Raw genomic sequence first — 11,653 nt, forward strand, 5'->3', positions numbered from 1 at the left:
GGCGCTCATTGGGCCCCTCCCATGAAGGTGCGGGCGGCCGTCAGCTTGCGATAGAAATAGAAGGTGAAGACGATCGAGAGGATGATCGACACATAGCCCATGGCATTGGCCGCACCCATTTGCGAGTTCTGGTAGCCGATGCGGGTCATCAGGGTCCAGATGAGCTCGGTCCGCCCAGCCGGCCCACCATTGGTCATGATGCGGATCATGTCATAGGCCCGGGCGACATCGAGCGACCGGATGGTCATGGCGATATAGACGAAGGGCATCAGGAAAGGCAGTGTGATGTGGCGGAACACCTGCCACGGATTGCAGCCATCCACCTTTGCCGCCTCGATCGGCTCCTTGGGCAGGGCCATCAGCCCCGCCAGCAGGAGGATCGCGAAGATCGAGGTCGACATCCAGATTTCGGCGAAGATGATCGAAAAGTTGGCCAGCGTACCATCGACCAGCCACGGGATCGGCTGGTTGATCAGGCCCAGGTCGAACAGGGCATTGTTCACCAGCCCGATCGAGTCATTGAAGATGTACTTGAACTGGAAGCCCACGAGGATGGGCGAGAACATCATGGGAAACATCATGATGGTGCGCAGCGCTCGCTGCCCATAGGTGATCTTGTTGACCAGGAGCGCCAGCCCCAGGCCCAGCACCATTTCGAGGTTGAGCGTGATGGTGACGAACAGGAACGTCCGCCCGAACGCCCACCAGAACTCGTCATTGCCCAGGAGGCGCTGGTAATTGCGCAAGCCGATGAAGTTGAACAGCGTATCGGGCTTGGTCAGGTTGTAGTTGGTGAAGCTCGTCCAGAACGAGACAATCAGCGGCACCAGCACCACCGCCACGATGACGATCATCGCCGGCAGCAGCAGGAGGTAAGGCACCGCGCGCGGCGAGCGGAAGAACGCGGTGATCCCTTCGCTCGCCGTCGGCTGGGAATATGTGTGGGTGGCTGTGGTCAAGACCCTGATCCTACGGCTGGTCGAATCCCCAGCTATCAACAACACGGAGTCATCCCGGCGCAGGCCGGGATCCATGTCCGAATTCCTCCACATCGAAGATGCGGAAAGCCTTGCGCATGGATTCCGGCCGGAGCCTGCCTTCGTGCGCGAAGCGACACGTAGGCCGGAATGACATCGCGTGTGGAATGGTGCCGGACATTACCCCGGCATCCGATGCTTACAGTATCCCCGCATCCTCAAGGATCACGCGGGCATCGTCCGCCGCCTGGTCGAGGGCTTCCTGCGGGGTCTTTTCACCCACGATCGCCGACTGCAGCTGTGGCCAGAGCACGTTGGAGACCTCGATCCACTGCGGAATCAATGGCGGCGTGCGGGCTTCGGCGAGCGAGGCCTGGAAGATGGGGAACATCTCGGCCAAAGCCGGCTTGTCGTTGGTGTTGAAGTATTCGATGGCCTGGTCGAAGGTCGCGGTACGGGTCGGCAGGTTGCCGGCCTGGGCCTCCATCAGCTCGCTGTCGTCATTGGTCATGAACACGGCAAAGCTCACGGCTGCCGGCTTGTTGTCGCAGGCTTCGGTCACCGAGAAGGAATGCGAGCCTGACCAGGCGCCGCGCTTGCCGGCAGAGCCCACGGGAGCCACGGCGAAGCCGAGATTGTCGGCAACCTTGGAGGCCGCCGGGTCGCTGTAGAAGCCGGCAAAACCGGGCCAGTCGAGGTCGAAGGCGAGCTGGCCGGCAGCAAAGGCCTGGCCGATATCGTCCCAGGTATAGTTGACCGTACCGGCCGGAACCGCACCAGCCTCATAGATGTCGACGAACCACCGCAGGGCGGCCACGCCCTCGGGCGAATTGAAGGTCGGGTTCCAGTTCTCGTCGAACAGATCGCCGCCATTGGCGCGCAGGATTTCCATGAAGCGGCCGGAGAGGCCTTCGTCCTTCCCGGCAAAGGCGGTGCCGTAAAGGTTCGGCGGATCGGCAAAGAAGATGATCTGCTGCTTGAGCTCGTCATAGGTCGTGGGCACGGCAAGGTCCACGCCGAACTCGGCCTTGTAGGCTTCCTGCTTGGCCGGGTCCTCGTAAAGGTCCTTGCGGTAGTAGAGGTTGGACACGTCGGTGACGCGCGGCAGCTGCACCAGGCGCCCGTCCACCATGGCGGACTGCAGCGTGCCCGGCACATACTTGGCCAGTTCTTCGCCAGGGATCACCTGTGCCAGGTCGATATAGAGATCGCCATACTGGGGGGCGAAGCTCGTGTGGTTGGAACCCACGCACCAGGTGATCTGGCCGGTCGCGATATCCTGCTTGATCTCGCGGTCGAGGTCGAAGTGGTTCTTGGACGAAACGATCTCGACCTTGGCGCCGGTCAGCGCCTCCCATTCGGGAATGCGGGTATAGAGCTTCTCGTATTGCGTGCCGCCGATCAGCTTGACCTTGAGGGTATAGCCGTCGAACTTGCCGTAATCGAATTCCTGCGCCCCAGCCGAACCGATGACGGCCGTCAACGCGCAAGAGGCGAGGAGCGCCCTCGCCAGAAACCTGGTTGCCATTGTTTTCCTCCACTGACCTTCCGGAGCAGCCCCTTTGGGCTTGATCATCCATATTTGAAAAGTCTATTCGTAGGTAAGCAGATGTGACAGCGCTCGTCAACCGGCAAGGCGGGATCGCCCAAGGCGCGCCCGCGCTGCTGGCAATGTGCTAACACTCTGCTGGCGTTTGGCAGGTTTTCGGATAGCGTTTCAGCGCCGTTGGGGGACATATCGGTGACGATCGACGAGGATGCAGACCGCTATCGCGCGCCGGCGCTGGACAAGGGGCTCGACATTCTTGAGCTCCTCGCCGCCACGGCCGACGGGTTGAGCCAGGCGGAAATCGCCAAGGCGCTCGACCGCACGCCCAACGAGATCTACCGCATGCTCGACCGGCTGGTGCGCCGCAACTATGTGCGCCGCACCCAGGAAGACCGCTACGAAATCACCCTCAAGCTCTTCGAACTGGCCCATGCGCGCCCGCCCATGTCGCGCATGATCAGCCAGGCCATGCCGGTCCTCCGCTCCTTTGCCCTCAAGGCCGAGCAGGCCGTGCATCTGGTGGTCCAGGACCGCAATATCCTCGTCGTCATCGCCCAGGTCGACGGGCCCGGCTACTGGAACGTCTCGATCCGCGTCGGCTCACGCATCGGTCTGGTCAATACCGGCTCAGGCCACGTTTTCCTCGCCTTCGCGACGCCCGAAGAGCGGCGGCTGATGCTGGAAGAGCAGGATATCGGCTCTCCCGAAAAGATGCCCAAGGGGCTCGAAGCGCGGCTCGAGGGCGTGCGCGAGCAGGGCTACGAAACCATGCCCAGCGCCCAGGTCTCGGGCGTTTCCAACCTTTCGGTGCCCATCTTTGGCCCGCTCGGTTCGGTCATCGCGGTCCTCACCTGCCCCTATACGCAGCGCCTCGACAAGCTCGACGCCCCCAACATGAACGCCGTGCTCAAGCTCCTGCAGCAGGCGGGCCAGGAGATCTCACAGCGTTCTGCAAGTTAGGATGGCGCCACGCCCTGGTGCGGCGCTTCAGTAGCCCTCATGGTGAGGTGCGAGTTCTTCACGAGCCTCGAACCACGAGGGCGTGGCACATGGGAGGAAACCAAGATGCGCATCCTCGATACGCACCTGCACCTGATCTACAACGAGAAGTTCTCCTATCCCTGGCTCTCGGGCGCCCCGGCCATCAACAAACGCTGGAGCATCGAGGACTACCTTGCCGAAGCGGTGCCGCTCGGCATCGAATCGGCGCTCCACATGGAGGTCGACGTCGCCGAAGCCGACATGCAGGCCGAGACCGAGTTTGTCCTAGAGTTGCCGCAAGTGGTCGGCGCCATCGCCGCCTGCCGGCCCGAGCACACGACCTTTGTCGACCACATCGAGCGCCTTAGTGACCAGCCGCAGGTCAAGGGCGTGCGGCGCATCCTTCACGAGGCGCCCGACGAGCTCAGCCAGTCCGACCTCTTTGTCGAAAACATCCGGCACCTGCCCGATTACGACCTGAGCTTCGACCTCTGCGTCCGCGCCGACCAGCTGCCCATCGGGCAGATGCTGGTCGAGCGTGCACCCGATGTCAGCTTCATCCTCGACCATTGCGGCGTGCCCGACATCACCGGCACCGGCCTCGACCCGTGGCGCGACAATATCCGCCGCATCAGCCGCCTGCCCAATCTCAACGCCAAGATTTCCGGCGTCGTCGCCTATGCCGGCCCCGGCTGGACCGTGGACACCATCCGCCCCTATGTCGAGCATGTCATCGACTGCTTCGGTTGGGATCGCGTCGTCTGGGGCTCCGACCACCCCGTCGTCACCCTCACCGGCTCGCTCACCCGCTGGGTCGAGGCCACGCACGACATCATCAAGGGCGCCAGCGACGACGAAAAAGCCAAGCTGCTGCACCGCAATGCCGAGCGGATCTACAAGGTCTAGCGTCACACCCCCTCCTAACCTCCCCCTGAAGAGGGGGAGGGACCGATCCAGTTTCTGGCACGATCCTGCCCACCCACCAGCCAGTCCCTCCCCCTAACAGGGGGAGGTTAGGTGGGGGTCCGCCCATGAAGGAGAACACCAAGATGCAACGCTACGGGTCCGTCATCGGCCTCAAGCCCGAGCAGATCGCCGAATACAAGCGCATCCACGCCGCCGTCTGGCCCGACGTGCTCCGTCAGATCAAGGCCAGCAATATCCGCAACTATTCGATCTTCCTGCGCGAGCCGGAAAACCTCCTTTTCGCCTATTACGAATATGTCGGCACCGACCACGACGCCGACATGGCGAAGATGGCCCAAGACCCCCGCACGCAGGAATGGTGGGCCGTCTGCATGCCCATGCAGGCCCCGCTCCCCACCCGCCAGGACGGCCAATGGTGGGCCTCCACCGAAGAAGTTTTCCACGTCGACTGATCGAGGCGCATACTCGCTCCGGCACCCCCGGCCGGCACCCCAGGGCCGTCACCCTCGGCCTTCAGCCGACCGGCCGTCACCCTCGGGCTCGACCCGAGGGCCCTGCACAACCACATCGTCATTCCCGCGCAGGCGGGAATCCCCCTCCCCACCCCCACCACGCCAACGCTCGTCACCACACCCCTTGCCTCCTCCCCTCGTATGTGAAAAGATTATTCACATAAGAATGACGCCGCTGCGTCTTGAGGAGGAGGGGCAGCTTGCCCATCGATGTTTCCAGCCTGCGCCAGAGCTGGCCGGCGCCCAGCCAGCCACGGCCCATCGTCATCATCGGCGGTGGCGGCATCGTCAACGATGCCCATCTTCCGGCCTATCGCCTGGCAGGCTTTCCCGTCGCCGGGGTTTATGACCTCGATACCGAAAAAGCCCGTATGCTGGCTGCCATGTGGGACATTCCCGCCTTCATGACGCTGGAAGAAGCCATCGCCACGCCCGGCGCCCTCTTCGACCTTGCCTTGCCGCCGGCGGCGCATCTGGGCGTCCTCCGCCAATTGCCGGACGGTGCCGCCGTCCTGCTGCAAAAGTCGATGGGCCGCGACCTCGATGAAGCCACCGCCATCCTCCGGCTCTGCCGCGAGAAACATCTCGTAGCCGCCGTCAATTTCCAGCTGCGCTTCGCCCCCATGATGCTGGCCGTTGGCCATGCGCTGGAGCAGGGCTTTTTCGGCACGCTGATCGATACTGAAGTCCACCTCAACCTCGTCACGCCCTGGGAGCTCTTCCCCTTTCTCAAGGGCATGCCGCGGGTCGAGATCGCCGTCCATTCCATCCACTATCTCGACCTGACCCGGGGCCTGCTCGGCAATCCCGTCGGCGTTCACGCCCGCACCATGGGCCATCCCTCGACCGAACTGGCGCAAACCCGCACCAGTGCGCTGATCGACTTCGATGCCGGCCTGCGCACCACGCTATCGATCAACCACAACCACCACTTCGGCCGCCAGTTCCAGGACGCCACCTTCCGCTTCGAAGGCACCGAAGGCGCAGCCGTGGTGAAGCTGGGGCTCCTCCTCAACTATCCCGAAGGCGAACCCGACGAGCTCTGGTTCGCGCGCAAGGGCGAGCCGTGGCAGCAGGTGGCACTGCGCGGCGGCTGGTTCCCCCACGCTTTCATCGGCACGATGAGCAACCTCCAGCGCTTTGCCGTCGGCGAGGACGCGGTCCTCGTCACCTCCGTCGAGGACGCCTGGCACACCATGGCCCTGGTGGAAGCCGCCTTCGCCTCCGCCGCCGCGCCCTCCACCCCTGTCGCAGCTAAGCCTTGAGCGCGAGTTCCGCACCATGACCGACACCAACACGCCCCTGCTCGACGGCCTCGTCGTGGTCGACCTCTGCCAGTTCCTGTCCGGCCCCTATGCCAGCCTGCGCCTGCAGGATCTGGGCGCCCGCGTCATCAAGATCGAGCGGCCCGATGGTGGCGACCTCAGCCGCCGGCTTTACCTCAGCGACACCGAAATCGGCGGCGATTCCACCATCTTCCACGCCATAAACCGGTCCAAGGAAAGCCTCGCGCTCGACCTCAAGAACCCCGATGACCTCGCCGCCCTGCGCAAGCTGCTGGCCAGAGCCGACGTGGTCCTGCAAAATTTCCGCCCGGGCGTGATCGAGCGGCTGGGGCTCGACTACGATGCGGTCAAGGCCATCAATCCGCGCATCGTCTATGCCTCGATCACCGGCTATGGCAGCGAGGGGCCGTGGGTCGATCGGCCGGGACAGGACCTTTTGGCCCAGGCCCGCTCGGGCGTGATGTGGCTCAATGGCGATCATGACCAGGGCCCGGTGCCGTTTGGCCTTGCCATCGCCGACATGCTGGCCGGCGCCGCCATCGCCCAGGGCGTGCTGGCGGCCCTGGTGCGGCGCGGTCTTTCCGGCCAGGGTGCGCATATCGAAACCAGCCTCCTCGAAGTCCTGGTCGATTTCCAGTTCGAGGTGCTGACCACCCATCTCAACGACGGCAAGCGCCTGCCCAAAAGGAGCGAGTTCCGCTCCGCCCACGCCTATCTCTCCGCCCCCTACGGCGTTTATCCCACCGCCGACGGCTTCATCGCCATCGCCATGACGCCGCTGCCCAGGCTCGAAGCTCTGCTCGGCATCGCGGAACTGGCGCCCTTTGCCGACCCCAGGAGCTGGTTTGCCCATCGCGACTCCATCAAGCAGATCATCGCGCAGCGCATCGCCACCGAGACCACCGCGCACTGGCTCTCGATCCTCGAGCCCGCCGATATCTGGTGCGCCAGGGTGCTCGATTGGCCCGAGCTCATGGCGAGCGAAGGCTTCCAGGCGCTCGACATGCTGCAGACCGTGACGCGCGAAGACAATGTTTCCATCACCACCACGCGTTCGCCGCTGCGGGTCAACGGCGTCCGCGCCCGCACCAGCCGCGCCGCGCCGCTGATCGGCGAGCAGAGCGAGCGCATCCGCGCGGAGTTCGGCCTATGACCATCACCCTCAAGGGCATGACCTGGCGCCACCCGCGCGGCTACGACCCCATGGTCGCGACCTCAGCGCAGTGGCAGCAGCAAACCGGCGTCGCCATCGCCTGGGACCAACGCAGCCTGCAGGATTTCGAGACCTTTCCGGTCGAAGACCTGGCGCGCCAGTATGACCTCATCGTCATCGACCACCCCCATGTCGGGCAGATCACCAAGGAGGGATGTCTCGCCCCCCTCGACGTCCCCGGCTGCGAGGCCGAACGCGCCGACATGGCTGCGCATAGCGTTGGCCAGTCCTATCCGAGCTACCACTTTGCCGGTCACCAATGGGCCTTTCCCATCGATGCCGCCGCGCAGGTCCAGGTCTATCGCTCCGATCTCCTGCCGAAGCCGGTCACCAGCTGGGCCGAGGCAGCAGCGCTGGCACGCATGGGCAAGGTCATCCTGCCTATGCGCGCGCCCCATTCGCTGATGAGCTTTTTCACCCTCGCCGCCAATCTGGGCACGCCCTGCCGGCACGAGGGTGCTGAACTGATCGCCCTCGACGACGGCATCCGCGTCATCGAAACGCTGCGCCAGGTCACCGACCATATCGCACCCGACAATTTCGACATGGACCCGATCGCCGCCTACGAAGTGATGGCGACAGGAGACCAATTCTCCCTGATGCCGCTCGGCTACGGCTATGTCAGCTATGCGCTCGATGGCTTCCGCCTCAGGCGGCTGAAATTCGCCGACATCCCCGCCGCCGGCAGCCATGGCCCCGTGGGCTCAGCCATCGGCGGCACCGGCATCGCCGTCTCCGCCTTTTCGGAGCACCGGGAGGCCGCCGTCGCCTATGCCTACTGGGTAGCAAGCGCCGCGACGCAGGCGGGCCTCTATGCTCAATCAGGCGGCCAGCCCGGCCACGGCCTTGCCTGGGAAAGGGAAGCGGTCAACGCACCGGTCGACAACTTCTACCGCGACACGCGCCAGACGCTGGAAGGCGGCTGGCTGCGGCCGCGGCACGACGGCTACATGCCGTTCCAGGACGCCGCCTCGGGCCGGCTCAACCAGGGCCTCGTGGCGGGCGAGGACGCCGCGTCAATCCTTTCGGCCATCAACACCATGTTCGGGGAGAGCTTCTGATGGAGCGGCCGCGCCATTTCGAAAACTACCAGCTGGGCGAGGTCCGCAAGACCTATGGCCGCACCATTACCGAGACCGACTTCGTGGTCCATGCCGGCCATACCGGGGATTTCTTTCCCCACCACATGGATGCCGAAGCGATGAAGGATAGCCCATGGGGCCAGCGCATCGCCCATGGCACCATGACCTTTGCCATCGGCATCGGCCTCACCGCCAGCGAGATCAACCCCCTCGCCTTCTCCTACGGCTACGAGCGCCTGCGCTTTCCCAAGCCGGTCTTTATCGGCGACACCATCCACACCGAGCTCACCATCACCGGTCTCGACCCGGACCCCAAACGCCCCGACCACGGCCGCATCACCGAACAGGTCCGCGTCCTCAACCAGCGCGGCGAAACGGTCCTCGCCTGTGACCACATCTACCTGGCCAAGCGGCAGGCAAGCTAGTTCGCCGCTTGCGCGGAACCGCGCGACATCGCACAGTCTTATCCAAAAACCACAAGGGATGAGATCATGAGCGTCAGCGCCGAGCGTATCGCCGTTTCCACCTGGTCGCTGCACCGCCTCCTCGGCGCGACCTATCCGCACGACCTCACGACCCATGACGTGGGGCCTATGCAGGAGACCTATGGCGAAGGTACCGAGTCGCTCTTGGGCCTCCCCTCGGTCCTGGCCAATCACGGTTATCACCGGCTCGAGATCGTTTCCTTCCACCTGCGCAGCCGCGACCCCATCTACCTCACCGAGCTCAAGGACCAGCTGCGCATTGCCAAGGTGCGCCTGCAGACCCTCCTGATCGATGCCGGCGACATCAGCCATCCCGAACATGGCGAGCGCGACATGCGCTGGATCGCCGGCTGGATCGAGACCGCCAATGAACTGGGTGCCGAGCACGCCCGTATCATCGCCGGCAAGCAGAAGCCCACGCGCGACGCACTCGACCGCTCCATCAAGGCCCTGACCGCCCTCGCCGACAGCAATAGCGGCTCGCCCCTTCGGCTCGTCACCGAGAACTGGTTTGACCTGCTGGCCGAACCCGCCCATGTCCACTACCTCCTTGACAAGCTCGATGGCCGCATCGGGCTGCTGGGCGATTTCGGCAATTGGCAGGGTCCTGAGAAATATTCGGACCTCCGCTCCATCTTCGGCCGGGCCGAACTCTGCCATGCCAAGGCCAGCTTCATCGACGGCGACCTCGACGAAGCCGATTTCGGCGCCTGCGTCCGCCTTGCCGAAGAAGCGGGTTACAAGGGCCCCTATACCCTGATCTTTGACAGTGAAATCCCCGGCGAGTGGCAAGGCCTGGCGCAGGAGCGCGATTTCATTACTTCGATCAACTTGTGACACATCCGCTCAACTGCCTGCCTCTTCAGCAAGTTGTTAACAGGCCTGACGGAGTATGAGCCATGCCCCGGCGCACGCTGAACACCAAGGCGACGACCCTCGACCGCATCGATGAGATCGGACCACTGCTGGCCCGCATTGTCGACAGCGCGGCCGTAGGCATGATCGTCTCGGACATGAGCGGGCGCGTGGTCTACATCAACCGGGCGCTGACGGCGCTGCTGGGCCACACGGCCGAAGACGCGGCCGGCAAGAGCGTGCTCGACATCATCCACAAGGACGACACCGCTACCGCACGGCTGCAGCTGCGCCGCCTCATGCGCAACGAGGCCGAGGAATATCGCGGCGAGCACCGCTTCTGCCACAAGGACGGGCACCCGCTCTGGGTCATGGTCGCGGCGGCTTTGCTGCGCGACGAAACGACGGGCAAGCCGGCCTTCGTCATCACCCAGCTCACTAATATCGAGCTGCAGAAAAAGGCGGAGGCGGCGCTGGCGCATTCGGAAAGCCGCTGGAACTTTGCGCTCGAAAGCGCCCGGCAGGGCGTGTGGGACCACGACATCGTCAACGACACGATGTTCTACTCCCGCATGTGGCGGGTGATGCGCGGCATCCCGCCCGAGGAAGAGGTGGATGGCAACCAAAGCGAGTGGCTGAAGCGCATCCATCCCGACGATCTCCAGCACGTCATCGACAATGTCGATCGGCAGGACAAGGGCGATGAGGGCCTTGATGGCCTCGAATACCGCGAGCGGCGGCGCGACGGCTCCTATGTCTGGATCCTCAGCCGCGGCAAGCCGGTGGAGTGGGATGAGGAGGGCAATCCCACCCGCACGCTGGGCACCGACACCGACATTACCCACCTCAAGCTCACCGAACATGCTCTGGCGGCGGAAAAGGAACGGCTGCGCGTCACGCTCGACGCCATCGCCGATGGCATGATCGCGACAGACGAGCAGGCCCGGATCGTCCTGATGAATCCCGCCGCCGAGCAGTTGACGGGCTGGACTTCCGCCGAGGCCATGGGCCAGTCCGTGGCGACGGTGTTCGTCGTCGGCGATGGCGCGACCAGGGCAGCGCAGCCCTGCCCCGTGGCCCAATGCCTTTCGGAGAACGCCCCGGTGCAGCTCGACGGTGACGTGGTGCTCCTGGGCAAGGGCGGTACCCGGCGCGACGTGCGCTGCACGGCGGCACCGCTCAAGACAGCGGGAGAAAAGGCGACCGGAGCTGTCCTTGTCTTCCAGGACGTGACGCAGAGCCGGGCCATCCAGCGCGAGCTCGCCCACTCAGCCGCCCATGATGCCCTGACAGGCCTGCCCAACCGCAATGCCTTCGATCGCGCCCTCAACAGCGCCATCGCCTCGGCGCGCGACAGCCGCGGCCATTGCCTCCTCTATGTCGATCTCGACCGCTTCAAGCCGGTCAACGACACGTCCGGCCATGCCGCCGGCGATGAACTGTTGCGGCAGGTGGCGGAAACCATTCGCGGGTCGTGCCGCAGCCATGACGTTGCGGCCCGCATCGGTGGCGATGAGTTCGCCGTGCTGCTCCACGATTGCCCGCTCGAGAGCGGCAAGCGCATTGCCGACAAGATCGTCCATGCCATTGGCGCTCTCGACTTCTCCTGGGCCGGGCGGAACTACCGGATCGGCGCCAGCGTCGGTCTTACCACCGTCGGCGCCCAACCAGCCTCGCCCCTGGGCTTCATGGGAGAGGCAGATGCCGCCTGCTACGCCGCCAAAGCCCGCGGCCGCGGCATGGCTGTCGCCTTCGGTGATCTCTAGCGCTCGTCTACCGGCACCCT

At 64.5% G+C, this 11,653-nt stretch carries 11 protein-coding genes; 9 read left to right on the top strand and 2 right to left on the bottom strand.

What is annotated here, in order from left to right; all coding sequences use genetic code 11:
- Window positions 1-5: 5 nt before the first annotated feature.
- Complete coding sequence (locus VIL88_RS06955; RefSeq protein ID WP_331987513.1) at window positions 6-854, bottom strand: sugar ABC transporter permease; 849 nt, start codon at window positions 852-854, stop codon at window positions 6-8.
- Between the two features lie 322 nt (window positions 855-1,176).
- Window positions 1,177-2,505, bottom strand: a complete 1,329-nt coding sequence (locus tag VIL88_RS06960; RefSeq protein ID WP_331987237.1) for a sugar ABC transporter substrate-binding protein — start codon at window positions 2,503-2,505, stop codon at window positions 1,177-1,179.
- 213 nt (window positions 2,506-2,718) lie between these two features.
- Between VIL88_RS06960 and VIL88_RS06965 the strand changes: the two genes are divergently transcribed.
- The 9 genes from VIL88_RS06965 (at window position 2,719) to VIL88_RS07005 (ending at window position 11,633) form a co-directional block, all read left to right on the top strand.
- Entirely contained in the window at window positions 2,719-3,486 is a 768-nt protein-coding gene (locus VIL88_RS06965) for an IclR family transcriptional regulator (RefSeq protein WP_331987238.1), read from the top strand.
- A 105-nt stretch (window positions 3,487-3,591) separates the two neighbouring features.
- Window positions 3,592-4,413 carry an amidohydrolase gene (locus VIL88_RS06970; RefSeq protein WP_331987240.1) on the top strand — a complete coding sequence of 274 codons (822 nt, stop codon included), beginning with the start codon at window positions 3,592-3,594 and terminating at the stop codon, window positions 4,411-4,413.
- Window positions 4,414-4,556: 143 nt separating this feature from the next.
- Entirely contained in the window at window positions 4,557-4,886 is a 330-nt protein-coding gene (locus VIL88_RS06975; RefSeq protein WP_331987242.1) for an L-rhamnose mutarotase, read from the top strand.
- A gap of 260 nt (window positions 4,887-5,146) precedes the next feature.
- Complete coding sequence (locus VIL88_RS06980; protein WP_331987243.1) at window positions 5,147-6,211, top strand: Gfo/Idh/MocA family oxidoreductase; 1,065 nt, start codon at window positions 5,147-5,149, stop codon at window positions 6,209-6,211.
- 16 nt (window positions 6,212-6,227) lie between these two features.
- Window positions 6,228-7,385 (top strand): CaiB/BaiF CoA-transferase family protein, encoded by a 1,158-nt coding sequence (locus VIL88_RS06985; RefSeq protein WP_331987244.1) that lies wholly within the window; start codon window positions 6,228-6,230, stop codon window positions 7,383-7,385.
- Window positions 7,382-8,506, top strand: coding sequence for an extracellular solute-binding protein (locus tag VIL88_RS06990; protein ID WP_331987246.1), 1,125 nt, complete (start codon window positions 7,382-7,384; stop codon window positions 8,504-8,506). Before VIL88_RS06985 ends, VIL88_RS06990 begins: the two co-directional genes overlap by 4 nt.
- Window positions 8,506-8,952 carry a MaoC/PaaZ C-terminal domain-containing protein gene (locus VIL88_RS06995; protein WP_331987247.1) on the top strand — a complete coding sequence of 149 codons (447 nt, stop codon included), beginning with the start codon at window positions 8,506-8,508 and terminating at the stop codon, window positions 8,950-8,952. Before VIL88_RS06990 ends, VIL88_RS06995 begins: the two co-directional genes overlap by 1 nt.
- 66 nt (window positions 8,953-9,018) lie before the next feature.
- Complete coding sequence (locus VIL88_RS07000) at window positions 9,019-9,849, top strand: sugar phosphate isomerase/epimerase family protein (RefSeq protein ID WP_331987248.1); 831 nt, start codon at window positions 9,019-9,021, stop codon at window positions 9,847-9,849.
- Window positions 9,850-9,911: 62 nt separating this feature from the next.
- Complete coding sequence (locus VIL88_RS07005) at window positions 9,912-11,633, top strand: PAS domain S-box protein (protein WP_331987250.1); 1,722 nt, start codon at window positions 9,912-9,914, stop codon at window positions 11,631-11,633.
- The last annotated feature ends 20 nt before the right edge of the window (window positions 11,634-11,653 follow it).

Source organism: Devosia sp., from assembly GCF_036563435.1.
GTDB lineage: Bacteria > Pseudomonadota > Alphaproteobacteria > Rhizobiales > Devosiaceae > Devosia.

Excerpts from the sequence above, each read along its gene's own strand:
- VIL88_RS06975 (WP_331987242.1), top strand. The coding sequence starts at position 4,557 with ATGCAACGCTACGGGTCCGTCATCGGCCTCAAGCCCGAGCAGATCGCC.
- VIL88_RS06970 (WP_331987240.1), top strand. The coding sequence starts at position 3,592 with ATGCGCATCCTCGATACGCACCTGCACCTGATCTACAACGAGAAGTTC.
- VIL88_RS06995 (WP_331987247.1), top strand. The coding sequence starts at position 8,506 with ATGGAGCGGCCGCGCCATTTCGAAAACTACCAGCTGGGCGAGGTCCGC.
- VIL88_RS07000 (WP_331987248.1), top strand. The coding sequence starts at position 9,019 with ATGAGCGTCAGCGCCGAGCGTATCGCCGTTTCCACCTGGTCGCTGCAC.
- VIL88_RS07005 (WP_331987250.1), top strand. The coding sequence starts at position 9,912 with ATGCCCCGGCGCACGCTGAACACCAAGGCGACGACCCTCGACCGCATC.
- VIL88_RS06990 (WP_331987246.1), top strand. The coding sequence starts at position 7,382 with ATGACCATCACCCTCAAGGGCATGACCTGGCGCCACCCGCGCGGCTAC.
- VIL88_RS06985 (WP_331987244.1), top strand. The coding sequence starts at position 6,228 with ATGACCGACACCAACACGCCCCTGCTCGACGGCCTCGTCGTGGTCGAC.
- VIL88_RS06955 (WP_331987513.1), bottom strand. The coding sequence starts at position 854 with ATGATCGTCATCGTGGCGGTGGTGCTGGTGCCGCTGATTGTCTCGTTC.
- VIL88_RS06960 (WP_331987237.1), bottom strand. The coding sequence starts at position 2,505 with ATGGCAACCAGGTTTCTGGCGAGGGCGCTCCTCGCCTCTTGCGCGTTG.